At 66.9% G+C, this 24,391-nt stretch carries 22 protein-coding genes and 1 pseudogene; 6 read left to right on the top strand and 17 right to left on the bottom strand.

Features of this window, described 5'->3' with window-relative positions:
• Positions 1–50: 50 nt before the first annotated feature.
• A complete protein-coding gene (locus HLA98_RS10105) occupies positions 51–893 on the bottom strand; it encodes a hypothetical protein (RefSeq protein ID WP_057501050.1) in 843 nt (280 codons plus the stop codon).
• Positions 894–993: 100 nt separating this feature from the next.
• On the opposite strand from HLA98_RS10105, the gene ybaK reads away from it, so the two are divergent.
• Together ybaK and HLA98_RS10095 are read left to right on the top strand one after the other, a co-directional pair.
• Positions 994–1,467 (top strand): Cys-tRNA(Pro) deacylase, encoded by a 474-nt coding sequence (gene ybaK / locus HLA98_RS10100; protein WP_057501049.1) that lies wholly within the window; start codon positions 994–996, stop codon positions 1,465–1,467.
• Positions 1,467–1,961 carry a hypothetical protein gene (locus HLA98_RS10095; RefSeq protein ID WP_057501048.1) on the top strand — a complete coding sequence of 165 codons (495 nt, stop codon included), beginning with the start codon at positions 1,467–1,469 and terminating at the stop codon, positions 1,959–1,961. The genes ybaK and HLA98_RS10095 overlap by 1 nt, the downstream gene beginning before the upstream one ends.
• Positions 1,962–1,966: 5 nt before the next feature.
• Here HLA98_RS10095 and HLA98_RS10090 read toward each other — a convergent pair whose 3' ends face one another.
• Together HLA98_RS10090 and HLA98_RS10085 are read right to left on the bottom strand one after the other, a co-directional pair.
• Positions 1,967–2,599 carry an energy transducer TonB gene (locus tag HLA98_RS10090; protein WP_057501047.1) on the bottom strand — a complete coding sequence of 211 codons (633 nt, stop codon included), beginning with the start codon at positions 2,597–2,599 and terminating at the stop codon, positions 1,967–1,969.
• Positions 2,600–2,690: 91 nt separating this feature from the next.
• Entirely contained in the window at positions 2,691–3,248 is a 558-nt protein-coding gene (locus tag HLA98_RS10085; protein WP_057501046.1) for a DUF3228 family protein, read from the bottom strand.
• A gap of 136 nt (positions 3,249–3,384) precedes the next feature.
• Between HLA98_RS10085 and HLA98_RS10080 the strand changes: the two genes are divergently transcribed.
• Entirely contained in the window at positions 3,385–4,902 is a 1,518-nt protein-coding gene (locus HLA98_RS10080) for an amidohydrolase family protein (protein WP_057501045.1), read from the top strand.
• Positions 4,903–4,908: 6 nt separating this feature from the next.
• Here the strand turns inward: HLA98_RS10080 and HLA98_RS10075 are convergent, their stop codons facing one another.
• The 3 genes from HLA98_RS10075 to HLA98_RS10065 are packed head-to-tail and all read right to left on the bottom strand — an operon-like array spanning position 4,909 to position 7,649.
• Positions 4,909–5,640 (bottom strand): LytR/AlgR family response regulator transcription factor, encoded by a 732-nt coding sequence (locus tag HLA98_RS10075; protein ID WP_057501044.1) that lies wholly within the window; start codon positions 5,638–5,640, stop codon positions 4,909–4,911.
• Positions 5,637–6,686: a sensor histidine kinase gene (locus HLA98_RS10070; RefSeq protein WP_057501043.1), complete on the bottom strand. Its 1,050-nt coding sequence runs from the start codon at positions 6,684–6,686 to the stop codon at positions 5,637–5,639. Before HLA98_RS10070 ends, HLA98_RS10075 begins: the two co-directional genes overlap by 4 nt.
• A gap of 36 nt (positions 6,687–6,722) precedes the next feature.
• Positions 6,723–7,649 carry an alpha/beta fold hydrolase gene (locus HLA98_RS10065; protein ID WP_057501042.1) on the bottom strand — a complete coding sequence of 309 codons (927 nt, stop codon included), beginning with the start codon at positions 7,647–7,649 and terminating at the stop codon, positions 6,723–6,725.
• Positions 7,650–7,852: 203 nt separating this feature from the next.
• Here HLA98_RS10065 and metF point away from each other — a divergent pair, with 203 nt between their 5' ends.
• Positions 7,853–8,680, top strand: coding sequence for a methylenetetrahydrofolate reductase [NAD(P)H] (metF, locus tag HLA98_RS10060; RefSeq protein WP_049448938.1), 828 nt, complete (start codon positions 7,853–7,855; stop codon positions 8,678–8,680).
• A 40-nt stretch (positions 8,681–8,720) separates the two neighbouring features.
• Positions 8,721–9,305, top strand: coding sequence for a DUF4124 domain-containing protein (locus tag HLA98_RS10055; protein ID WP_057501041.1), 585 nt, complete (start codon positions 8,721–8,723; stop codon positions 9,303–9,305).
• A 44-nt stretch (positions 9,306–9,349) separates the two neighbouring features.
• On the opposite strand, the gene HLA98_RS10050 is transcribed toward HLA98_RS10055, so the two are convergent.
• From HLA98_RS10050 to HLA98_RS10040, 3 genes are all read right to left on the bottom strand, one after another.
• Positions 9,350–10,306, bottom strand: a complete 957-nt coding sequence (locus tag HLA98_RS10050; RefSeq protein WP_057501040.1) for a Nudix family hydrolase — start codon at positions 10,304–10,306, stop codon at positions 9,350–9,352.
• Positions 10,307–10,407: 101 nt separating this feature from the next.
• Positions 10,408–13,140 (bottom strand): preprotein translocase subunit SecA, encoded by a 2,733-nt coding sequence (gene secA / locus HLA98_RS10045; protein WP_057501039.1) that lies wholly within the window; start codon positions 13,138–13,140, stop codon positions 10,408–10,410.
• Positions 13,141–13,363: 223 nt separating this feature from the next.
• A complete protein-coding gene (locus HLA98_RS10040) occupies positions 13,364–14,320 on the bottom strand; it encodes a M23 family metallopeptidase (protein WP_057501038.1) in 957 nt (318 codons plus the stop codon).
• A gap of 12 nt (positions 14,321–14,332) precedes the next feature.
• Here HLA98_RS10040 and HLA98_RS10035 point away from each other — a divergent pair, with 12 nt between their 5' ends.
• Positions 14,333–14,782: a DciA family protein gene (locus tag HLA98_RS10035; protein WP_057501037.1), complete on the top strand. Its 450-nt coding sequence runs from the start codon at positions 14,333–14,335 to the stop codon at positions 14,780–14,782.
• Between the two features lie 282 nt (positions 14,783–15,064).
• Here HLA98_RS10035 and lpxC read toward each other — a convergent pair whose 3' ends face one another.
• The 8 genes and pseudogenes from lpxC to ftsW all read right to left on the bottom strand — a co-directional run bounded on the left by lpxC (position 15,065) and on the right by ftsW (position 24,391).
• Positions 15,065–15,976 (bottom strand): UDP-3-O-acyl-N-acetylglucosamine deacetylase, encoded by a 912-nt coding sequence (gene lpxC, locus HLA98_RS10030; RefSeq protein WP_049448929.1) that lies wholly within the window; start codon positions 15,974–15,976, stop codon positions 15,065–15,067.
• Positions 15,977–16,169: 193 nt separating this feature from the next.
• Positions 16,170–17,405 carry a cell division protein FtsZ gene (gene ftsZ, locus HLA98_RS10025; protein WP_049448927.1) on the bottom strand — a complete coding sequence of 412 codons (1,236 nt, stop codon included), beginning with the start codon at positions 17,403–17,405 and terminating at the stop codon, positions 16,170–16,172.
• A 161-nt stretch (positions 17,406–17,566) separates the two neighbouring features.
• The gene (gene ftsA, locus HLA98_RS10020; RefSeq protein ID WP_005408083.1) at positions 17,567–18,802 is read right to left on the bottom strand and encodes a cell division protein FtsA; all 1,236 of its coding nucleotides are present in this window, start codon (positions 18,800–18,802) and stop codon (positions 17,567–17,569) included.
• A gap of 68 nt (positions 18,803–18,870) precedes the next feature.
• A pseudogene (locus HLA98_RS10015) lies at positions 18,871–19,548 on the bottom strand (cell division protein FtsQ/DivIB); the annotation flags it as partial.
• Positions 19,545–20,507, bottom strand: a complete 963-nt coding sequence (locus HLA98_RS10010) for a D-alanine--D-alanine ligase (RefSeq protein ID WP_057501036.1) — start codon at positions 20,505–20,507, stop codon at positions 19,545–19,547. The pseudogene HLA98_RS10015 and the gene HLA98_RS10010, both read right to left, overlap by 4 nt.
• Positions 20,504–21,940: a UDP-N-acetylmuramate--L-alanine ligase gene (gene murC, locus HLA98_RS10005; protein WP_057501035.1), complete on the bottom strand. Its 1,437-nt coding sequence runs from the start codon at positions 21,938–21,940 to the stop codon at positions 20,504–20,506. Before murC ends, HLA98_RS10010 begins: the two co-directional genes overlap by 4 nt.
• Before the next feature lie 40 nt (positions 21,941–21,980).
• The gene (gene murG, locus HLA98_RS10000) at positions 21,981–23,069 is read right to left on the bottom strand and encodes an undecaprenyldiphospho-muramoylpentapeptide beta-N-acetylglucosaminyltransferase (RefSeq protein WP_057501034.1); all 1,089 of its coding nucleotides are present in this window, start codon (positions 23,067–23,069) and stop codon (positions 21,981–21,983) included.
• Positions 23,066–24,391: a putative lipid II flippase FtsW gene (gene ftsW / locus HLA98_RS09995; RefSeq protein ID WP_049448918.1), complete on the bottom strand. Its 1,326-nt coding sequence runs from the start codon at positions 24,389–24,391 to the stop codon at positions 23,066–23,068. The genes murG and ftsW overlap by 4 nt, the downstream gene beginning before the upstream one ends.

Here is a 24,391-nt window from a genome sequence, read left to right as displayed (position 1 = left end):
GCGGGAAAGGGCTCCGCCCCCTCTGCCGATGCGAGCAGGTGGTCGTGGCGCTACATGTGCTGCCGATCATCCTGCAGCGCGCTCTGGCACTGCGCGACGAAGTCGCTCTGCCAGCAAGCCAGATCGAATCCCTCGCGCTGCTGGAATGAAACGGTCTCGGCGCTGAGCGCATAGCAGCGATTCTGGCTCAGGCGCAGCGCCGCCATCGTCTCACCCGCCTCCCAACAGCGTTCGATGCAGGCCTGCATCACGGCATAGTCCGGGTTGGTCTTGGCGCCACCGAAAGCAAACCCCATCTGCTGGGCCATCGCCAGCACAGGATCGCCGGCCGCATCGGCTGCACGCAGAATCCGCAGTACACCAGGCTCGGGAATGCCGAATGCCCAGTTCGCCAGGACCGCCGCACGCGCCGACGCCACGGCCGCCGCGTGCTGCCCCAGGCGCATCTGCTGCCCTGCCAGCATGGCCCATGCCCGCTGCAGCTCGGGAAAGCGGCTGCAGGCATCTTCCAGCAGCACGATGGCTTCAGCCGGTGCAGCGGCCTGCACATGCCGCTGCGCGCGCTCAACCAGAAGCAACGGCGAATCCGCATCTGCAACCTCGTGCTCGGGTGGATCGCGATCTTCATCGTCACCGTCCCACCCGCCACCGGCATCCAGCCACCGGACGAAGGCGTCCAGCGACGAATGGCTGAAGATCATGCGCCCTTCGTCATGGAACATCTCGCAGACCACCGGCGGCTCAGCTTCGCGCCCCAGCGGCCAGTACAGACCAAACAGATCGCCATTCCCCAGTGCGCCTTCGGCGACCGGCCAGAAGCCCTGCGGCGGGTACGGTCCCGCGCACGGTTCGGCATCCAGGGTCAGGTCATGAAGGCATTGCGGAGCGCGCATGTTCGATGTCCAGGCAGTGTCTACCGTCCATTATCACCCCGCTGCGCCTGGTAGTAGCCTCGGTCAAGGCAACGCCCCCACCCCGCGCTACGATTCACCCATGACTCCGGCCATCAACCTGCTCAAGCGCGAGAAGATCGCCCACACCGTGCGCAGCTACGTGCACGACGCCCACGCCGAATCGTATGGCGGCGAAGCCGTCGACAAGCTCGGCCTCGACCCGGCCCAGGTGTTCAAGACCCTGTTGGCCAGCACCGAGACACACGAACTGCTGGTGGCGATAGTACCGGTGGCCGGCCAGCTCGACCTGAAGGCCCTGGCCGAAGCCGCCGGTTGCAAGAAATGCGAGATGGCCGCTGCAGATGCCGCACAGCGCGCGACCGGTTACCTGGTCGGTGGCATCAGCCCGCTCGGGCAGAAGAAGCGCCTGCGCACCTTCCTGGACGCCAGTGCCGAAGCGCTGCCCGCGCTGCATGTCAGCGCCGGACGCCGTGGACTGGAAGTGGAACTGGCACCCACCGATCTGCTGCGCCTGACCGGTGGCCACTACGCTGCCATCGGCAAGTCACGTTGATGCGCTGGCCGTGGTCCACATCGCCGATTCCCCGGCTCGACGATGCACAGGCCGATGTGCTGCTGCAGGACCTGTTATCGCGCGACGCAACGCGCATCACCGATGCCGCCCGCGTCGTCGCACGACTGTTCAGTGCCTCATCGTTGGACGCGTTGAGCGCGCATGTGGACCTGATCGAACAGCGCTGCCAGGGCATCGCCCTCGGCGGCATGCTGATCAGCAATGAGGCCCACCTCAAGGCAGCCCTGCAACGGCTGCGATACTGGCAGGCACGCGAAGGCTGCCTGTGCACGCTCTACCCGTCCTATGTGTTCTTCAGCCCCGAGCCGCTGCTGGAACAAGGTCACGTGCAGCTGCGTGCACGGGGCGAAGCGGAGGACGGCTGGGGCGAGTGCTACCGGCTGACATGCACCCACTGCGCACAGCAATGGCGCGCGACCGAGCGCGAGTACCACTATCGGTGGTGGGAGTGGAAGGCCGAGCCCGCCCTGTAGGCGCCTCAGTCGAGCTTGAACGTGACCGTGCCGCGTATCAGGCTCATGTCTGGCGCCTTGCCTGCCGCTTCACGCTCGTAACGCCAGTCACGCGCGTGCTTGAGCGCCGCCGCATCGAGTAGTGGGTACCCACTGGATCGGGCCAGGATGATCGCCTGGATCTTGCCCTGAGCATCCAGCAGCAGCATCAGCTCGACACCCCCCTGCTGGGCCTCGCGCATGGCGGCCGCAGGATACGTCGGGGCCGACGAAAGTCGCCGCTGGTGCCAGCCTCCCTCCCGGGCAATCAACGGCATGCTGGAAGAGAGTGGGCAACGTGCAGGCATCTGCAGGTCGAAGCCTGCAGCCCTTTGCGAAGGCTGGGTGGTGGCTGGCGCACCACAGGCGATCGCCGACACGCTCTGGAGCAACGACTGCTGACGCGAAAGCGCTGCTGCGTCATCCGCTTCCACATGGAACGTGCAGCGCCCCGACGTTGCCTGCGCCTGCAGTGAACCCACGCCCGCGTCGCGGATCAGCGTCACATCGGACAGGGCCCCACAGGCGGCGCCTGCATCGTACGTTGCTGCCGGGCTTTCACTTGCGGCCAGCAGACCTGCGGCGACCCATGCAAACGGCATCCAGCTGCGAACATCCATCCCTGTGCTCCCTGCGTTGATTCACCGCCATGGTAGCGCCCCGCTGCAATCCTCCCTGTTCACATGCCGACTGTCCGGCCACAGCGCGGGCTCACGGCCGCCAGTTGGCGTTGTTCTCCCAGAACGCCACCGAGCGCCGGTAGGCTTCCCGGTCCAGCGGCACACCGGACCCACCCTCCTCCACGCCCAGCGCATTGCGCATCATCGTGATCGGTGCCATCGGTACCTCTTCCGGTTCGGCGGTGTAGATGCAGCCGACGATGCCCCAGTCGGCCTCGATCGGTGAACCTTCCTTCGCCAGCTGCCCGGCGCTGTACAGGATCACCACCAGGTAGTTCGCACGCGGTGATTCCACGCCCTCGAACCAGCGCACCAGCACCGGCAGCTCCTCGCGGTTGCGCGCTTCGTAACCACTGCGCAGCAGGTGGCGGTTGGCCTCGGTGATCGGTACGGTCAGGCAGCGCGTGCTGGTCCAGTTCTCGTAGACGAACAGCTTGCAGAACGGAGCGTAGCCGTCGAGTACCTTCAGCGGCGCATGCGCATTGAGGTGTGCCTCGAACTGCTCGGCGGTGCAGTCCTGGAGGGTGTTGCCGCGCGGCACGCGCGGGAACAGGCGGGGGCGGGCGAAATCGGTGAGGACGATGGACATGGCAGGGCGTGATCAGGGGTTCCACCGCACAGGGTAACCGCCCCGGAGGCAGGCAAGGCCGGATGTCGATGGTCACTGGCGCCCGCGCCCGGCTTGCAGCACTCTGCGGGCGACCCAATGCAAGGATCGCCGGCTCATGGATGCAGCACGCGCGTTGCCCCGTTCCGCCCGCCGTCGGCGATGGCCGATCGTCCTGGCCACCCTCCTGCTGGCGCTGCCATTGCTGTTCGCCGCCGCACTGCTCTGGCCGCTGTCGGCACCGCCGTTGCCCGAGCCGGGCAACAGCCGCGTGATCGTCAACGCGCGGGTGGTGGACGTGGCGCGCGGCCAGGTCAGCGAACCCACGACAGTGACAGTGCGCAGCGGCACGATCATCGCCATCGGCGAAACGCCACGGGACACCACATTGCCGGTGCTCGATGCCGGCGGCCGCTGGCTGCTGCCCGGCTTCTGGGACATGCATACCCACGCCCTGCAGCTGTCACCGCAACTGCAGTTTCCGCTGATGCTGGCCAACGGCATCACTGGCACCCGCGACATGATGGACTGCCCGCAGGCCACCGATCCGCTGATCGCCTGCGTGGCCGACAAGCGCCGCTGGACCGCACAGGCCGTTGCCGGCCAGCAGGTCGCACCGCGCTTCATGCAGATCGCCAGCTTCTACTTCGAGGATCCATCACTCTCGCCAGACGCCGCCGCCGAACGCGCACGCACCTACACTGCGCGCGGCATCGATGCATTGAAGGTCTACAACCGGCTGCGTGCGGACACCTACCAGCGGCTGGCCAACGAGGCGCAGCAGCTGCGTCGCCCGCTGGTCGGCCACCTGCCCAGGGCCGTGCCTCTGGAAAGCGCATTGCAGGCGGGGCAGCGCAGCTTCGAACACGCCCATCTGTTCGTGCGGCATTGCTTCGAAAACGCAGCCGCCTGGCGTGGCGGCACCCTCGATGGCGAAGATCCGACCGCGCTGGCCGAGCGGATGGTCAGCGGATACCAGCCCGCGCTCTGCGAGGAAGCACTCGGCCTGATACAGGCAAGCGGTGCCGCGTTCGTGCCGACCCATGTCACCCGTGAAGAGGATGCACGCGCACGCGATCCGGCCTTCGTCGATGATCCGCGCCTGACCTATCTGGACCCGCTCTCACGCTGGGCGTGGCGTGATGACCTGCAGGCCACCGTGGCGCGCTATCCCGGCCGACGCGGCGAAGACGCTCTGAAGACCTACTTCGAGCATGGCCTGGCGCTCACCGGTGCGGCGCATCGCGCCGGCGTCAACGTGCTGGTCGGCACCGACACCGGATTGGGCGGCCTGCGCTACCACGACGAACTGCAGTGGCTGCGGCAAGCCGGCCTGAGCCAGGCCGACGTGCTGCGCGCAGCTACGCTGCAGGCCGCGCGTCATCTGCAGCTGCAGGCATCGCATGGCAGCGTCGAGGTCGGCAAAGCCGCAGATCTGGTGCTGCTTGATGGCAACCCGCTCCACGACACCGCCAATACCCGCCACGTGCATGCGGTGCTGCTGGCCGGCCATCTCTACGACCGCCCCCGCCTGGATATGTTGCTGGTGTATGCGCGTTCCCAGGCGCGTTCTCCAGCAGTGATGGCACGCCTGCTGTGGGGCTTCGTCACCAGCCCGGTCAGTGCCGAGCTGTAGCGGCAGCTACAACGCCATCCGCTCGCGCAGTTCACGTGCCTGCCGCCGCGACACTTCCACCTCGCTTCCATCATCCAGCGACAGGTCGTAGCCGTCTGCGATGCTGGGCGTCACGCCACGAATGCGGCGCAGGTTGACCAGGGTGTTGCGGTTGGCACGGAAGAACAGATCCTGCGGCAGGCGTGCTTCCAGCGCGCTCAGGCTGCGGGTCAGCAAGGCGTTCTGGTCACGGAACCACAGCCGGGTGTAGTTGCCATCCACCACCAGCCGGCGGATCTCGGAAACCGCCACGAACCAGCAACGATCGCCCTCGCGCACGAACACCTGATCCTGCCCACCCAGTGTGCCACGCGACTCCGGCGCCCCGGCCGAAGCCACGTCGCGCTGGCGCGCCCGCTCGAGCGCCTCCAGCAGCCGCGGCGCTTCCACCGGCTTCACCAGATAGTCCAGCGCGTTGGTCTGGAACGCACGCACCGCATAGGTGTCGTAGGCGGTGACGAACACCACCGCCGGCACTGTCTCCAGACCGTCCAGCACATCGAAGCCACTGCCCGAGGGCATCTGCACATCCAGCAGCACCAGGTCCGGCGCCAGTGTGGCGATCGCCTCGCGTGCAGCGGGTACATCGTCGGCTTCGCCCACGCACTGCACCCAGGGCAGCGCCGACAACAGCGTACGCAGCTCCTGCCGCGCCAGCCGCGCATCATCAACGATCAATACACGCAGCATGGCACTCATTGTGGAATCTCCAGCAGGGCCTGCATGCGGTCGCCGACCGGCTGCAAGGTGAAACGCCCGCGTGAACCCAGCTGCGCACGCAGGTAGGCCAGGCCGACGCCATGCCCGTGGGTGGGCTCGCTGGCGCCGCCCAGCGGGTTGTCCACCTGCAGGCGCAGCACATCGTCGTCCAATGTCGCTCGAATCTCCATCCGGCCACCGCCGGGCCGGCTGGCGATACCGTGCTTGATCGCATTTTCCACCAGCAACTGCAGCGCCATCGCCGGCAACTGTGCCTGCATGGCTTCGGCGGCGATGTGCTGGCCGACCTGAAGGCGCTGCTCGAAGTGGATCGCCTCGATGGCCAGGTAATCGTCGACCACCGCCAGTTCCTCGGCCAGCGTGACCTGCTCGCTGCGGTTATGCGCCAGCGCCTGGCGCAGCGTACGCGACAGGCGGGTGACCATGTCGCGGGCCCGCTCGGGGTCTTCCAGGATCAACGCGCGCAGGTTGTTCAGCGCATTGAACATGAAATGTGGATTGAGCCGCGCACGCAGGGCATCACGCTCCAGGGCGCTGCGTTCGGCCTCGGCGCGCAGGCGCGCCAGCTCACTGTGGCGTGCCCGCCGCAAGCCGTGCAGGCCTGCCCACAGGCCCGTCCACATCAGCAGGAACAGCGCGGTGTTCATCCAGTACACCAGCAGCGAAGACCACTGGTAATCCGCATGGCCGCCAGGCAGGTGCACCCAACCCAATGCCAGCGCCGGCAGCAACAACGCGGCAGTTACCGCCTGTGCGACGCTGGCCCCGAGCACCACACCGGCGGCCAGTTTCAGCACCAGGCTGGCCAGGCTCCCCTCCCACCAGCGCTGGCGAAGTGCAACCATGCGCAGCGCGCCACTGCACAACCACAGAGAGGCTGCCACGCTGACAGTGATCAACACGATGCCACTGAACATCACGCCGCCGCCGATCCGCATGCCGGCCCACAGCCCATAGATCGCATAGCCGGCCCATGCCAGCGCGTTGAGCATCCAGAAGCGGCGGGATGACGTGGTGGCGTCCATGCGGGCTCTCGGCGGTGGCAGGAGGGCGGACAACGGTCAGGGGTGCGCGGCCAGGAAATGCCGCAGTTGCTCCTGCAGCCAGCGCGGATCATCCCACATCAGGAAGTGGAAGCCCTGCGCGCTCATCGCGATCTGCACGCCCTGAAGCTTCGCGTACTGCGCCTGGAACACCGCACGCGTGCTGTCCTCGGTGCCACCCATCGGCTGGTAGCCGGCCCAGCTGCCCAGCACCAGCGTCGGTGCGGTGATCGAGGCGATGCTGTCGCGCAGGTCGGTGGTCATCACCGCATGCATGGCGTCAGCCGTGGTCTGGCGGTCGCTCGCTTCGCCCCAGCGCCCCAGTTCGGCCTGCCGCTGCGGATCGCGGGTCATGCCCGGCAGGCCGGCTTTCAACTGCGCCTGCCATTGCGCGGCGTCGGCAGCCAGCATGCCCTTGCGCAGCTGGTCGGCCATTGGCCGCACGCTGTCTGCGGTGGCGTTCGGGTCACGCGCCGCCGGCAGGAACGGCAGTGCATCGACCACCACCAGTGCGCTGACCGCCCTCGGCTCGGCCTGCGCCATCTGCAGGCCCAGCAGGCCACCCAGGCTGTGGCCGATCACCACCACCGGGCCCAGGTGCTGGTCATGCAGGTAAGCCAGCAGCTGCCCACGCATCGCCGGCAGGAACCCGGCCGGGCGTGGATCAGCGGCTGCGGCGCCGGCAAAGCCGGGCAGCTGCACCAGATGGCACTGCACATCCTTCAGGGCCAGGCAGGTCTCGTGCCAGACCTCGGCGCTGCTGTTCAGGCCGGGGATCATCAGCAGCGGGCGCCCCTTGCCGACCACCTCGACCTGCACCTTGCCCGCAGCCAGGGCGCCGGCGGCATGCGCCGAGCCGGAGCCGAGTACGGCCATTGCCATGCCGATCATGGCCAGCCGGGCCAGGGCCTTCATTGCGTACCAGAGTGCCAGGAAGATCTTCATCGTCAGCTCCTTCATCGGGTGGGTGTTGCCGGGATGGGATCAGCGTGCCGCCGGCCGCGGCATCCGGGTTGCGATTTCGGAGCAGCGGCCGGAGACCGGGGCAAACGGTCGCAGGCGACGGACGGTGCCTTTCCGCGCAGTCAACCAACATCCATCTTGATGAAGCGATATACTGATCCGCACCCGCCGCTGCCGCCCGTGCCATGACCGCCATCAGCTTCGAGTTCTATCCGCCCAAGACCGACGAACAGCGCAGCCAGCTGGACCGCGCCGCGGCAAAGCTGAAGGACTACGATCCCCAGTACGTGTCGTGTACCTTCGGTGCCGGTGGCTCGACCCTGAGCTATACCTCCGAAACCGTGCGCCACCTCAACCAGCACCATGGATTCGATGCAGCACCGCACCTGTCCTGCGTCGGCGGCACCCGTCAGGAAATCCGCGAGCTGCTCAAGCTGTACCGCGCCATCGGTTGCCGCCGCCTGGTCGCGCTGCGCGGCGATCTACCGTCGGGCATGGGTTTTCCCGGCGACATGCGCTACGCCGCCGAACTGATCGACTTCATCCGTGCCGAGCACGGCGATGCGTTCCACATCGAAGTGGGCGCGTACCCCGAAACGCATCCGCAGGCCGCTGACGCACTGGCCGACCTGAAGCACTTCAAGGCCAAGATCGATGCCGGTGCCGATGCGGCGATCACCCAGTACTTCTTCAACCCGGATGCCTACTTCCACTTCGTCGATGAAGTGCGGCGGCTGGGTGTACAGGTGCCGATCACCCCGGGCATCATGCCGATCGCCAATTTCAGCCAGCTGCGCCGCTTCTCCGAACAGTGTGGTGCGGAGATTCCGCGCTGGATCAGCCGCAAGATGCAGGCCTACGGCGATGATGCGGAGTCGGTGCGTGCATTCGGCACCGAAGTGGTGGCCCGGCTGTGCCAGCGCCTGATCGAGGGCGGCGCACCCGGCCTGCACTTCTACACCCTGAACCTGGCCAAGCCGACCACCTCGGTCCTGAAGCTGCTGCAGGGCTGAGAACACGGCGCGCAAGCGTGATCGGCGCTACCCTGCGGGGATGACCCGGCTTTCCTTCCTGCTGTTGCTGCTGCCGCTGTGCGTGCTGTCGAGCGTCGCCCACGCACAGTCCACGCGCCTGAACCGCTGCACCGATGCGCGGGGCCAGAGCGTGTATACCGATCGTCCCTGCGACAGCCTGGGTGCGCAGTCGCGGCTGCCACCGCCTGCGCCCACCGGCAATACCCTGCAGCGCGACACCCTGGGGGCACGCTGCCCGCGGCGACTCAGCGAACTGGTGGATGCGCTGCGCGTCGGCATCGTCAGCAACGATGTGAACCGACTGTCCTCGCTGTACCTGTGGGGCGCGGTCTCCGATGCGGGCGCGCAGCGCATCCTCGGCCAGTTGGAATCGTTGGCGCGGCGGCCATGGGTGGACGTAGTGCCGGTGTACCCCTCGCAGGCGCTGCCGCAATCGCAGGAGGAGGGTCAGAGCCCTGCTGCGCAGGGATCCGACCCTGAGCCGCCGGCCGTTCGCCATCCGGTCGGACTCCGCCTGGAGCAGACGTTGCCGGGCAGCGCAGCGCGCGCTTCGACGGTGCTGGGATTGCGGCGGCAGTACGGGTGTTTCTGGATCACGTTGTGATCGGTAGGGTCAGAGCCCCGCGTTGCGATGATCTGACCCTGACATCACGCCGGCCACAGCGCGCGAATGGCGGCGATGCCCTGCCCACCATGGCGACGCGCCTCACTAATGTGGCCACTGCCCATGCCACCCAGCGCGTAGATCGGCAGTGACACCTGCGCACGCAGCTCGGCGAAGGCATCCCAGCCCAGCGGCACCGCATCCGGATGGCTGGCCGTGGCCTGCACCGGACCCAGCACGGCGAAGTCGCAGCCCAACTGCTGTGCGGCCTTCAGCTGCTGCAGGTCGTGGCAGGAGGCGGCCACCAGCTGGCCTTCGGGCAGCGGACGCTGCGACAGCTCCGGCAGCTGTTCGCTGCCCAGATGCACGCCCACGCCCAATGCGCGCGCCAGCTCGATATCGCGGTTGAGCAACCACTGCACCCCGCTGCGACGATGCGCGCGCACGGCCTGTTCGACCATCGCCTGCCGTTGCGGATGCGCCGTCGGCAAGCGCAGCTGGATGCGCTGCTGGCCCGCGGCCACAGCGCGCTGCAGCTGTTCATGCCAATGCTGCAAGCCGCCCTCATCATCCGCTGGCGCCGGGGTGATCAGGTAGCTGTCAGGCTGGCGCAGGGCGGCCACCACCGGCAGGTCTGCCGGTGGCATTGAATAGCGGCCCAGCTTGTCCGGCGCCACCCAGGTGATTGCCTGGCCCTCCCGCCCACGCGGTGTCCCCTTCCAGCTGCGCACGTGGCGCACTTCCAGGGTCAGATGCTTGTCCGGATAGCGCTGCGGCACATCCATCAGCCACTCGCCGACATCGGCCTCGATGCCCAGTTCCTCGCGCAGCTCACGCACGAGCGCCTGTTCGGAGGTCTCGCCGGATTCACGCTTGCCGCCGGGGAATTCCCACAGGCCGGCCATGTCGCGGTTCTCGGTACGGCGGTTGAGCAGCACGCGGCCACGGGCGTCGGTGATGACGGCGGCCACAACGTGGATCGATCGGGTGGGGGAAGGCATGGGGGAAGAATGCCCAGAACAGGGCGACTGGCGCAATCACGGATCCGGTGCAGCTCCGCCGCCATAAACGAAAAGCCCCGCTTTCGCGGGGCTCTTCGGGGTCAGCTCAGCTGGCCGTGGCAGTGCTTGTACTTCTTGCCACTGCCGCACGGGCACGGATCGTTGCGGCCGATCTTCGGCTCGTCGCGCTGCATCTGCGCCACGCCCTGCTGGGCAGCCTGCACCTGCGCGGCTTCCTCGTCGGCGCTGTAGCCGCCCACATCCTGGTGCTGGAACTGCGACTGGCTCAGGCGGGCTTCGGCCTGCTGGCGTTCGGCCGCTTCCAGCGCCTGCACTTCCTCGTCGCTGCGGATGCGCACGCGCGACAGCAGGGTCACCACTTCGCGCTTGACGTTCTCCAGCATGTCCGAGAACAGTTCGAAGGCTTCCTTCTTGTATTCCTGCTTGGGCTGCTTCTGCGCGTAACCACGCAGGTAGATGCCCTGGCGCAGGTAATCCATGCGCGCCAGGTGCTCCTTCCAGCTCTGGTCCAGCACGGTCAGCATCACGTGCTTCTCCAGCGCGCGCATGGTCTCTTCGCCCACGCCGGCTTCCTTCTCGGCGAAGTGCTGGTTGACGCGTTCCTGCACCTTGGCGGCAATCGCCTCGGCGTCCAGTTCCTCGTGTTCCTTGACCAGGTCGGTCAGCGACATCTGCAGGCCGAAGTCCGACTCCAGGGTCGCTTCCAGGCCACGCAGGTCCCACTGCTCGTCGATCGAATTCGGCGGCACGAAGCGGGCCACCACGTCGAAGATCACGTCGTCGCGGATGCCGTCGACGTTGTCCTTCACCGACTCGGCGTCCAGCAGTTCATCGCGCTGGGCGTAGATCACCTTGCGCTGGTCGTTGTTGACGTCATCGAAGTCCAGCAGGTTCTTGCGGATGTCGAAGTTGTGGGCCTCGACCTTGCGCTGCGCCTTCTCGATCTGGCGGCTGACCAGGCGGTCCTCGATGACGTCGTCTTCCTTCATGCCCATCATGCGCATGGCCTTCTGCACCCAGTCGGAGGCGAAGATGCGCATCAGGTTGTCTTCCAGCGACAGGTAGAAGCGGGACGAACCCGGGTCACCCTGGCGGCCCGAACGGCCCCGCAGCTGGTTGTCGATACGGCGCGATTCATGGCGCTCGGTGCCGACGATGTGCAGGCCACCTGCAGCCTTGACGGCCTCATGGCGCTTCTGCCATTCGGCCTTGACCGCGGCCTTCTGCTCGTCGGTGGCGCCTTCGCCCAGCTCGTGGATTTCCGCTTCCAGCGAACCGCCCAGCACGATGTCGGTACCACGACCGGCCATGTTGGTGGCGATGGTGACCGCGGCCGGACGGCCGGCATTGGCGACGATGGTGGCTTCGCGGTCATGCTGCTTGGCGTTGAGCACTTCGTGCTTCACGCCCGCCTTGCGCAGGTGCTCGGATAGCATTTCCGAGGTTTCGATCGAGGTGGTACCCACCAGCACCGGCTGGCCACGCTTGGCGCACTCTTCGATGTCAGCCAGCACCGCATTGAACTTGCCCTTGCGGTTGAGGAACACCTGGTCCGGGCTGTCCTTGCGGATGGTCGGGCGGTTGGTCGGAATCACCACCACTTCCAGGCCGTAGATGCTCTGGAACTCGAAGGCTTCGGTATCGGCCGTACCGGTCATGCCGGACAGCTTCTTGTACATGCGGAACAGATTCTGGAAGGTGATGCTCGCCAGCGTCTGGTTCTCGCGCTGGACCGGCACGCCTTCCTTTGCTTCCACGGCCTGGTGCAGGCCATCGGACCAACGACGGCCGGACAGGGTGCGGCCGGTGAACTCATCGACGATGACCACTTCGCCGTCGCGCACGATGTAGTCCACGTCACGCTGGTAGATCGCGTGCGCGCGCAGCGCGGCGTTGAGGTGGTGGACCACCGTCAGGTTCTGCGGTGCGTACAGGCCTTCGGTCTCGCCGTCGAGGATGCCGGCCTCGACCAGCAGCTGCTCGGCATGCTCCATGCCCGCTTCGGACAGGTGCACCTGCTTGCCCTTCTCGTCGACCCAGAAGTCGCCTTCGCCGTCTTCCACTTCCTGCTTGACCAGGTTCGGCACGACGCGGTTGACGCGGATGTACAGCTCCGGGGAATCATCCGCCGGGCCGGAGATGATCAGCGGGGTACGCGCTTCGTCGATCAGGATGGAGTCGACTTCGTCGACGATGGCGTAGTGCAGGCCGCGCTGGTAGCGGTCGGCCTTGGACAGCGCCATGTTGTCGCGCAGGTAGTCGAAACCGAATTCGTTGTTGGTGCCGTAGGTGATGTCCGAGGCGTAGGCTTCGCGCTTGTCGCTGTGCGGCATGCCCGGGTAGACCACGCCCACGCTCAGGCCCAGCCAGTTGTACAGCTTGCCCATCTGCGCGGCGTCGCGGCGCGCCAGGTAGTCGTTCACGGTGACCACGTGCACGCCCTTGCCTTCCAGCGCGTTGAGGTACACCGGCAGGGTCGCCACCAGGGTCTTGCCTTCACCGGTGCGCATTTCTGCGATCTTGCCCAGGTGAAGCACCATGCCGCCGATCAGCTGCACGTCGTAGTGGCGCATGCCCAGCACGCGGCGACCGGCCTCGCGGCAGACCGCGAACGCTTCCGGCAGCACCTTGTCCAGGGCTTCGCCATCGGCGATGCGCTGCTTGAACTCCGGCGTCTTGGCCTGAAGCTGCTCGTCGGAAAGCTTCTCGATCTCCGGCTCCAGCGCATTGATCTTGGCGACGATGCGGTTGAGCTGGCGCAGCTGTCGTTCGTTACGACTGCCAAATACGCGGGTAAGCAGGCTGTTGATCATTGAAGGAACCGGGTTGGATGGACACGACGCCCGGCCTCCCCCTTGGGATCCGTCCGCCGCAAACGAAACAGGGCGCCTGGCGCCCTGTCGATGGCAACACCCATTGTAGCTTGGGACGGCCCGCTGAGGTTTCAACCCCGAGGGGTAGTGCCGGCCGCTGGCCGGAGCCTCGTTCGGCAACCTCAAGGAATTGCCGGCCAGCGGCCGGCACTACCAGAACGGATCAGCCGCGGCTGACGCGGCCGACCGGCGTGTTGCCGCCGTCGCCGAGGAACTTGCGCGGGTTGACCACGTTGCCGTTCTCCCACACCTCGAAGTGCACGTGGGCACCGGTCGAACGACCGGTGGAACCGGCCTTGGCCACTTCCTGCCCGGCACGGACCAGGTCGCCGACCTTCACCACCAGGCGCGAATTGTGCGCGTAGCGGGTGACGTAGCCATTACCGTGGTCGACATCGACCACGTTGCCGTAGCCGCCCTTCACACCGGCAAAGCTGACCACACCCTCGGCCACGGCCATCACCGGGTCACCGACCTTGGCGTGGAAGTCCATGCCCTTGTGGGTGGCGGCACCGCGGCCGAACGGGTCGGCACGGGTGCCGAAGCCGGAGGTCACATAGCTGTTGCGGATCGGCATGCGCGAGGGCACGGCGTTCTGCTGCAGCTGGTGGTCGAACATCAGCGATTCCATTACCGACAGCTGGCGGCCTGAAGCAGCGAAGCGCTGCTCCAGCACCTGTAAGTCGGCGTTGACGTCCTTGACCGGGATGTCGCTGGTCGGGCCGCCGGCGTCACCGTCACCGAGACCGGGGGTCTCGTTGAAGTCGAACTCGCCGTCTTCCAGCTTGCCCATCTGGGTCAGCCGTTCGCCGAGGGCGTTGAGGCGGGTGGCCTGGGCCTGCAGCTCGCCGAGGCGGGCCGCCAGCGCGTTGACCTGGGTCTGCGCATCGCGCTTGACCTTGGCCAGCTCCGCATCCTGGCGCTCGACCTTGGCCTGCAGCCGGGAATCATTCAGCGCGCTGGCGCCAATGCCGCCAGCAAGGCCGATAATGCAGCCTACCCCGAGCACGCTGCCCAGCAGGGCGCGGGGGCGGTCCTCGAAATAGAACCGCAAACGCGCGATGGGCGACGCCTTGGCCTGTCCTTCACGCGTTTTGATTACGATCTTTTTGAATGCCATCAGTGAGTTTTCATGTCTGAGCCGAAATCCAGCGTTCGCCCCGCGTCAGTGCCGAAGCCGGCGCTGGATGCGGTGATGGCGGACAAAAGCGGGAACCCGCTGCGGCGTGCCTTGTGGCTCGACGCGCTGGACCGTCAGTTGCGCCCCCAGTTGCCGCCACCTCTGCGCAGCCGTTGCCGGCTGGCCAATGTGGACGGGGAACACCTCGTTTTTCTCGTCGAGTCCCCGGTCTGGCATGCCAAGTTGCGGCTTGCCGAAGCCCAGTTGCTCGACGCGGCCCGTTCCATCGGGCTGAAGGCCACCAGGGTGACCATCAAGACTGCGTCTCCCACTCCCACGCGCTCCCCAGCGCTCGACAACCGGAATGGACCCCACGCAGTTTCAGCCGCCACGCACAAAGGGCTACGCGACGCCTTGGCTTGCCTGCAGGACGTTCCTTCGAAGCCGAAGAATCGGTCCTGACGACAACGGAGCATCCGGCTCCGCTCCCCGTCGCGCGTGTCACCACGGCGTGAAACATTTCGGGGGCCGGGTCGCATCCTAGCTGCCATCCGGGGGCCTGTCGTTAGATTGTTGTTAAAACTGCGTTAAATTCAGGCTTCCGATCCAACAGGTTCACAAAACCGTGACCTCGAACCGGCCTTGACGCGCGTCAAGCATGCTGAATGCGCCGAACCCGCCTGAAACGACAACGCCGCCCTGGAAGGCGGCGTTTTTGTCTTTCAATTCAACAACCTACAGAAATCAGGCGTAGGCCGGAGTAGCGTATTCCACCGGGTCCGGCGTCGCCGGCGAGTCGAAGCTGACCCATTCCCAGGCAGTGGCGTCGGCCATCAGCGCCCGCACCAGCTTGTTGTTGAGGGCGTGACCGGACTTGAAGCCTTCGTAGGCACCCAGCACCTGGCCACCGGCCAGATAGAGGTCGCCGATCGCATCGAGGATCTTGTGGCGCACGAATTCGTCGGCGTAGCGCAGGCCGTCTTCGTTGAGCACGCGGAACTCATCCAGCACGATGGCGTTGTCCATCGAACCGCCCAGGCCCAGATTGCGCTCGCGCATGTATTCCAGGTCGCGCATGAAACCGAAGGTGCGCGCGCGGGAGATTTCCTTGGTGTAGGCCAGCGTAGAGAACTCGATTTCCTGGCGCGACTGCTTGGCCGGGATCATCGGGTGATCGAACTGGATGGTGAAGCCCAGCTTGTAGCCCTCGTACGGGGTGAAGCGGGCCACCTTGTCGCCCTCGGTCACTTCCACGGTCTTCAGCACGCGGATGAAGCGCTTGGGCGCCTCCTGTTCCACGATGCCCGCCGACTGCAGCAGGAACACGAACGGGCCGGCCGAACCGTCCATGATCGGCAGCTCGGCCGAGGACAGTTCGACGATGATGTTGTCCACACCCAGGCCGGCCAGCGCCGACATCAGGTGTTCGACGGTCTGGATCTTGGCGTCGTTGCAGGTCAAGCCGGTGCACAGGGTCACTTCGGTGACCAGCTCGGCCTTGGCCGGCACTTCCACCACCGGGTCCAGGTCCACGCGGCGGAACACGATGCCATGGTTGACCGGTGCCGGGCGCAGGGTCATGTAGACCTTGTCACCGCTGTGCAGGCCAACGCCGGTGGCGCGGATCGTGTTCTTGAGGGTGCGTTGCTGGATCATGGGGGATGGACCGGAAGTGACACATTAGATTAACACGCACGGTCCCCTACCCCGACTGAAACGCCGGCAGGACACACCGGCGCGCCGGTAGGACGCGCGTGAAGCAGGGCGGCCGGGCCCATCCTGGCCCGGCGCCCGCGTTTTCAGGACATGGTGGCGCAACCCGGGGAGGACAAGCCCCGGGCAGCCCCGCTCAGTCCGCCTGGCGGCGCAGGAAGGCCGGGATGTCCAGGTAATCGTTCGGCAGTTCCGCTGCAGCCGGGGCCGAAGCGGCCGGGGCCGACGGGGTGGAGGCTGCCGCGGTGTCGCTGCTGGCACGACGCAGGCCCAGGCCCATCCCGCCGACAGCCTTGGACACGGCGTCGCCGCCATTGTCGAACTCGCCGAACTCCGGCTGGCCGGTGGTGGCGTTGCGGACCAGCTTGATCGGCGCGCGCTCGCCCGGACGCTGGGTCTTGCTGGCCGAGATGCGGTTCAGGCCGGTGGCGACCACCGTCACGCGCACTTCGTCCTGCATGTCCGGGTCCAGCACGGTGCCCACCACCACGGTGGCGTCTTCGGAAGCGAAGCCATCGATGGTACGGCCGATCTCGTCGAACTCGGCCATGGTGAAGTCGGCGCCGGCGGTGATGTTGACCAGGATGCCGTTGGCACCGGCCAGGTTCACGTCGTCCAGCAGCGGGTTCTGGATGGCCGATTCGGCAGCGGCCTGCGCGCGGTCATCGCCGCGGGCGGTACCGGTGCCCATCATCGCCAGGCCCATTTCGGACATGACGGTGCGCACGTCGGCGAAGTCGACGTTGATCAGGCCCGGACGCACGATCAGGTCGGCGATGCCCTGCACGGCGCCCTGCAGCACGTCGTTGGCGGCACGGAAGGCCTGGATCATGGTCGCGTTGCGACCCAGCACGGTGATCAGCTTCTCGTTCGGGATGGTGATCAGCGAGTCGCAGTGCTGGCTCAGTTCCTCGATGCCCTTCAGCGCGACCTGCATGCGGCGACGGCCTTCGAACGGGAACGGCTTGGTGACCACGGCCACGGTCAGGATGCCCATTTCCTTGGCCAGCTGTGCCACCACCGGTGCAGCGCCGGTGCCGGTGCCGCCGCCCATGCCGGCGGTGATGAACACCATGTCCGCACCCTGCAGCGCGTCCATGATGCGCTCACGGTCTTCCAGCGCGGCCTGGCGGCCGACTTCCGGGTTCGCGCCTGCGCCCAGGCCCTTGGTCACGTTGGTACCCAGCTGCAGCTGCAGCTTGGCACCACAATTCTTGATGGCCTGCGAGTCGGTATTGGCAGTGATGAATTCCACGCCATCCACTGCCGAGTTGACCATGTGCGCCACGGCATTGCCGCCGCCGCCGCCCACGCCAACAACCTTGATCACCGCATTGGGTGCCATCTTTTCGATCAGTTCAAAATGCGCCATGTCCGTGTCCTCGTTGTATCCGCTTTCGATTGCATGGGCATTCGGGCGTCCTGCCTTCGTGCTGCATGCCGTCGTTGCGGCTGTGTGGGTTATGTGTTGCCGGTGTTGCGTCGTATTGCCGGTGTTGCAACCGGGCGAGCCCGGGTAGTGCAGGTTCCGCGTCAGAACTCGCCGCGGAACCAGGTCTTGAGTTTCTTGAACATGCTTCCAGCACGCCCGGTCGGCAGCGACGGCCGCCGCGGGTGCTCGATCTGGCTGCCCATCAGCAGCAGGCCCACGCCGGTGGCATGCACCGGGTTGCCGACCACTTCGCCCAGGCCAGTGACGTGCTGCGGGATGCCCACGCGCACCGGCATCTGCAGCATTTCCTCGGCCAGTTCGACCACGCCTTCCATCTTCGAAGCGCCACCGGTCAGCACCATGCCGGCGCGCACCAGTTCCTCGAAGCCGGAACGACGCAGTTCGGCCTGCACCATCTCGAAGATTTCCTCGTAGCGGCCCTGCACCGCCTGCGCCAGCGAATGGCGCGGCATGCGGCGCGGCGGGCGGTCGCCCACCGACGGCACCTGGATGCTTTCCTCGGCAGTGGCCAACTGGGCCAGCGCGCAGGCATAGCGCACCTTGATCTGCTCGGCTTCCGGAGTCGGCGTGCGCAGCATGTGCGCGATGTCGTTGGTCACGTGGTCGCCGGCGATCGGCAGCGAAGCCGTGTGGCAGATCGCACCCTGCACGAATACGGCGATGTCGGTGGTGCCAGCGCCCATGTCGACCAGCACCACGCCCAGCTCGCGCTCGTCGGCGGTCAGCACCGCTACGCTGGAGGCCAGCGAGGACAGCACCAGATCATCCACCTGCAGGCCGCAGCGCTGCACGCACTTGCTGATGTTGGCCGCGGCCGACTGCGCACACACCACCAGGTGGGCGTGCACTTCCAGGCGCACGCCAGTCATGCCAACCGGGTTGCGGATGCCTTCCTGCGAATCGTCCAGAACGTACTCGCGCGGGATCGCGTGCAGGATCTTCTGGTCGGCCGGAATCGCCACCGCCTTGGCCGCGTCCAGCACGCGATCCAGGTCGCCCCAGGTCACTTCACCGTCGCGGATCGGCACGATGCCGGGCGAGTTCTTGCACTGCACGTGGTTGCCGGAGATCGAGGCATACACCGAGCGGATCTCGCAGCCAGCCATCAGTTCGGCTTCTTCCACCGCGCGCTGGATCGACTGCACGGTCGATTCGATGTCCACCACCACGCCGCGCTTCAAACCGCGCGACTCGTGCGAGCCGATGCCGATCACTTCGATCGGGTTGCCCGGCGAATACTCGCCCACCAGCGCCACCACCTTGGAGGTGCCGATGTCCAGGCCAACGATCAGCGATTTGTCACCCTTGCGATTCATGTCCTTTCCTGCGTCCTGCTGGCTGGGGTCGCCGACGTTTTCGCCGGCGTGGCCGGGGTACCCCAGCTCAGCGTGAAACCATTGGTGTAACGGAGGTCGGCGCGCTCGATCGGCGCGTCCTGACGGTTCAACTGCGGCAGCACCTTGACGAAACGCTGCATGCGCGAGCGTGCATCGTCGCGACCGACCACCACTTCAGTGCCGTTGCTCAGCACCAGCGACCAGCTGCCACGCGCATCCATCGTCACCCGACGCACGTCGACGCCGGCCGGTGCGAACAATGCACGCGAGTCGCTGTACAGCTTCATCACTTCTTCGGTCTGGCTGTCCGGACCGTCCAGTTCGGGCAGCGCCAGATCGGCCAGCTTCTTCGGCGTGGGGAACAGCTTGCCCTGCTCGGAGACCAGGCGGTCGTTGCCCCAGCGCGCGAACGGCTTGTGCTCCACCAGGGTCACTTCCAGCACGTCCGGCCACTGCTTGCGCACCTGCGCGCTTTCCACCCAGGGCAGCTGCTCCAGTGCGTCCTGCGCGTCCTGCAGCTTGACCGCGAAGAAGCCCGCGTGCGCGTACGGCAGCAGCACCTGCTGCAGCTGCTCGGCCGGCACCCGCTTGAACTCACCATGCACGCGCAGCTTCGCCAGCGGCCAGCGCTCGGCGCCAACCCAGCCATTGACTACGGCCACCACCGGCAGTGCAACCACCGACAGCGCCAACAGCCAGACGAAGATGCGCAGCACCGCGTTCATGCGTGCGAGGCCTCCAGGGTCTGTTCCAGCACGCGCCACACCAGTTCCTCGAAACCGATGCCGGCCTGGCGGGCCGCCTTGGGCACCAGCGAGTGGCTGGTCATGCCCGGCGCGGTGTTCACTTCCAGCAGGAAGAAATGGCCGCTGCTGCGGTCTCGCATGACATCCACGCGGCCCCAGCCACGGCAGCCGGCGGCACGGAACGCGGCCAGCGCGATGCGCCGGATCTCGTCCTCGGCGTCACCGTCCAGGCCCGGGCACAGGTACTGGGTGTCCTCGGCGATGTACTTGGCGTTGTAGTCGTACCACTGGCCCTTGGGCACGATGCGGATCGACGGCAGTGCGACGTCGCCAAGGATGGCCACGGTCAGTTCGTCGCCGACCACCATCTGTTCCATCAGCAGCTGGCCGTCGTAGCGCGCGGCCAGCGCCACCGCCTCATCCAGGCCGGCGTCGTCGGTCACCCGGCTGATGCCCACGCTGGAACCTTCGTTGGCCGGCTTCACCACTACCGGAAGACCGAGCGTGGCGGCGTTGGCATGCACGTCTTCGGCAGTGACCTTCCGGTACTGCGGGGTCGGCAGGCCCAGCGACAGCCACACCTGCTTGGTGCGGATCTTGTCCATGCTCAGCGCCGAACCCAGCACGTTCGAGCCGGTGTACGGCACGCCGAAGGCGTCCATCAGGCCCTGCACGATGCCGTCCTCACCGCCACCGTTGTGGCCGTGCAGGATGTTGAACACGCGATCGATACCACCGGCGGCCAGCGCCTTGGCCAGCGCCGGGATGCCATCCACGGCGAACGCATCGACGCCGCGCGACTGCAGGGCTTCGAGCACGTTGCGGCCGGAATCCAGCGACACCTCGCGTTCGCTGGAGGTGCCACCGAGCAGCACGGCGACGCGACCGAACACAGCCGGGTCGGTCACGCGCAGCGGCGGGAAGGTCAGCGCGCTCACGCCTCGCCCTCCCCCTTGAAGCCTTCCACCGCGATGTGGGTGGCCACGGCGCCGATGTCGCCCGCCCCCATCATCAGCAGCAGGTCACCGTCCTGCAGCACGTCCGGCAGCACGCTGGCCAGCTCGGCGGCCTTGCCCACCACCACCGGCTCGCTGCGGCCGCGCGCGCGGATGGCGCGGGCCAGCGCATGCGAATCTGCACCGGCAATGGGTTCCTCGCCGGCCGGGTAGACCTCGCTCAGCACCAGCGCGTCGACGCTGGACAGCACCGCGGCAAACTTGTCGAACTGGTCGCGGGTACGGCTGTAACGGTGCGGCTGGAAGGCCACGACCAGGCGCTTGTCGGCCCAGCCACCACGCGCGGCGGCGAACACCGCTTCCAGCTCGCTCGGATGGTGACCATAGTCATCGATGATGCGCACTTTGGCACCGCTGGCGGTGGTCACTTCACCCAGATCGTTGAAGCGACGGCCGACACCGGCGAAGCTTTCCAGCGCACGTGCGATCGCATCCGGTGCCACGCCCAGCTGCCAGCCCACTGCGGCGGCGGCCAGCGCGTTGAGCACGTTGTGCCTGCCCGGCAGGGCCAGCACCACTTCCTGGCTGGTGCCCTGCGGCAGGCGCAGGGTGAAGCGCATGCGCGACCCTTCCTGCACCACGTTCTCGGCGCGCACGTCGGCCTGCGGGCTCATGCCGTAGCTCATCACGTGGCGCGGGGTCTTGGCGGCCAGCGCGGCCACTTCCGGGTCGTCGATGCACAGCACGGCCAGGCCGTAGAACGGCAGGCGCTGCAGGAACTCGGCGAACGCCGCCTGCACGCGGGCAAAGTCGTTGCCGTAGTTTTCCAGGTGGTCGGCATCGATGTTCGTGATGATCGACATCAGCGGGTTCAGGCGCAGGAAGCTGCCATCGCTTTCGTCGGCCTCGGCCACCAGCCACTGCCCGCCACCCAGCTTGGCGTTGGCACCGGCAGCCAGCAGCTGGCCACCGATCACGAAGGTCGGGTCCAGGCCACCTTCGCTCAGCACCGCCGCGGTCAGGCTGGTGGTGGTGGTCTTGCCGTGCGTGCCGGCCACCGCAATACCCCGGCGGAAGCGCATCAGCTCGGCCAGCATCGCCGCACGCGGCATGATCGGAATGCGCTGGCTGCGCGCTTCCATCAGTTCCGGGTTGTCTTCGCGGATGGCACTGGAGACCACCACGCAGTCGGTGCCCAGCACGTTGGCCGCGGAGTGGCCGCGCATGATGCGCGCCCCCAGGCCGGCCAGGCGGCGGGTGGCCGCATTGTCGGCGTTGTCCGAGCCGGATACTTCATAGCCCAGCGTCAGCATCACTTCGGCGATGCCGCTCATGCCGGTGCCGCCGATGCCGACGAAATGCACGCGCGGGAACGCGCGCACCAGGTCGTTGGTGTCGTGCAGGCGACGGATCATGCGCGGCCTCGCGCAGGGCAGGCGCGGTGGCATGCCTTCTTCATACAGCTTCCTCAAGAATGATATCGGCGATGCGCTCGGCGGCATCGACCTTGGCCAGGGCACGCGCGGCTTGCGCCATCTGCATGCGGCGGGCGGGATTTTCGGACAGATCGCGCAGCAGTGCGGCAATGCCGTCGGCCAGCGTTCCGTCCTGCTTCAGCAAAACCGCCGCGCCGCGCTCGACCAGGTACTCCGCATTGCGGGTCTGGTGATCGTCGACGGCGGCGGGGAATGGCACCAGCACGCTGCCGACACCGACCGCGCAAAGCTCGGCCAGCGTCGAAGCGCCTGCGCGGCACACCACCAGGTCGGCCCAGGCAAAGGCTTCGGCCATGTCGGCGATGAACGGCGTGATTTCAGCCTGCACGCCGGCCTTGGCATAGGCCTCGACCGCTTCGGCATGCATCTTCTCGCCACTCTGGTGGCGCACCTGCACCGGAACCCCGGCACCGAGCGCGGCGATCGCCTGCGGCACGCCGGTGTTGAGCGCACGCGCGCCCTGGCTGCCACCGACCACCAGCACGCGCAGCGGACCCTGGCGGTCGGCGAAGCGCTGTTCCGGCGGTGCGATGGCGGCGATCTCCGCACGCACCGGGTTGCCAACGAACTCCTCGCCCTTGGCGAAGGTACCCGGGAAGCCGGTCAGCAGCCGGCGCGCGTAGCGCGACAGGATGCGGTTGGTCATGCCGGGAGCGCGATTCTGTTCGTGCACCAGCAGCGGCAGGCCGTGCAGGCGCGTAGCCATGCCACCCGGGCCCGAGGCGAAACCACCGAAGGCAACCACCGCACGGGGCTGGCGCTTGCGGATGATCATGCCGGCGGCGCGCAGCGCGCGCATCAACCGCCACGGCGCGCCGAGCAGGGCCAGCTTGCCCTTGCCGCGCAGGCCGGTGATGGCCAGCGTGTCGATCGGAATGTCGTGCTGCGGCACGAGGCGGGTTTCCATCGCACCGTCGGCGCCCATCCAGGTGACCGGCACGCCACGCTCGCGCAGCACGCGGGCCACGGCCAGGCCGGGGAAGATGTGCCCGCCGGTGCCACCGGCCAGGATCATCACTGGACGTGCGGTGTGGGTGGCCGCGTTCATGACAGCCTCCCGAAGGTCGGTTCGATGCGCGACTGCAGGCGGCTGGTGCCGCGTGCAGCATTCGGGGCAGCGGACGCGGATGCGACCGGCTCGGCGCTCATCGGTACGCTGGCGGCCACTGGCGCGGCCGGCTCGTCGCTCGGCTCGGCAGCAACGTCTTCGGCGCCACCGATGCGCACGGCCTGGCGGCGCTCGGCGCGCTTGAGTTCATAGGACACGCGCAGCAGCAGGCCCATCGCCACGCAGGTCATCAGCACCGACGAACCGCCGGAGGAGATCAGCGGCAGGGTCAGGCCCTTGGTCGGCAGGATGCCCAGGTTCACGCCGATCGAGACGAAGGTCTGCATGCTGATCCACAGGCCGATGCCGAAGGCGATGTAGCCGGAGAAGTGCCGCTTCATTTCCACGCAGCGCATGCCCAGCCAGAAGGTCCGGCCGACCAGCAGCGCGTACAGCGCCACGATCACGCAGGTGCCCAGGAAGCCGAATTCCTCGGCGGTAACCGAGAAGATGAAGTCGGTATGCGCTTCGGGCAGGTAGTACAGCTTCTGCACCGAGTTGCCCAGGCCAACGCCGGTCCATTCACCACGGCCCACGGCCATCAGCGCGTTCGACAGCTGGTAGCCGTCACCCTGCTGGTCGGCCCACGGGTCCAGGAAGGAAGTAATGCGGCGCATGCGGTACGGCTCGATGATCGCCAGCGCGCTCATGCCGACCAGGCCGATGATCACCGGCATCGACATGCGCGGCATGTTCACCCCGCCCAGCACCAGCATGCCGGCGGTGATCGCCAGCAGCAGGGTCGACGAACCGAAGTCCGGCTGCAGCAGCAACAGCACCACCAGGGCACCGGCCACGCCCAGCGGCTTGAGCATTGCCGGCCAGGTCGCATTGACCTCGTCGCGGAAACGCACCAGGTAGCTCGACAGCCAGACGATGTAAAGCACTTTCACCGCTTCGACCGTCTGGAACTTGGAGATGCCCAGGTTGATCCAGCGGCGTGCGCCGTTGACCGTGCTGCCCAGGCCCGGTGCGAACACCGCCAGCAGCAGCACGAAGCAGCCCAGCAGCAGCATCTGGTTGTACTGCTCGATGGACTTCAGCTCGGTGCGGGCGGCGATGACCGCCAGCACGATACCTACCGCCAGGAAGATCAGGTGGCGGTTGAGGTAGTAGAACGGGCTGCTCATCAAGGCGATCGAGCTGGACGCCACCATCACCACGCCCACGCCGGTGAGCGCGATGATCGCGCCCAGCAGCCACTTGTCGTAGCTGCCTTCGATGGCTTCAAGGCGTGTTGCCTGGCGGGACAGGTCGTTCAT

It is taken from the genome of Stenotrophomonas africana (assembly GCF_013004645.1).
In the GTDB taxonomy this organism is placed as follows: Bacteria; Pseudomonadota; Gammaproteobacteria; order Xanthomonadales; family Xanthomonadaceae; genus Stenotrophomonas; species Stenotrophomonas africana.
This window is presented reverse-complemented; position numbering and strand designations above follow the sequence as displayed.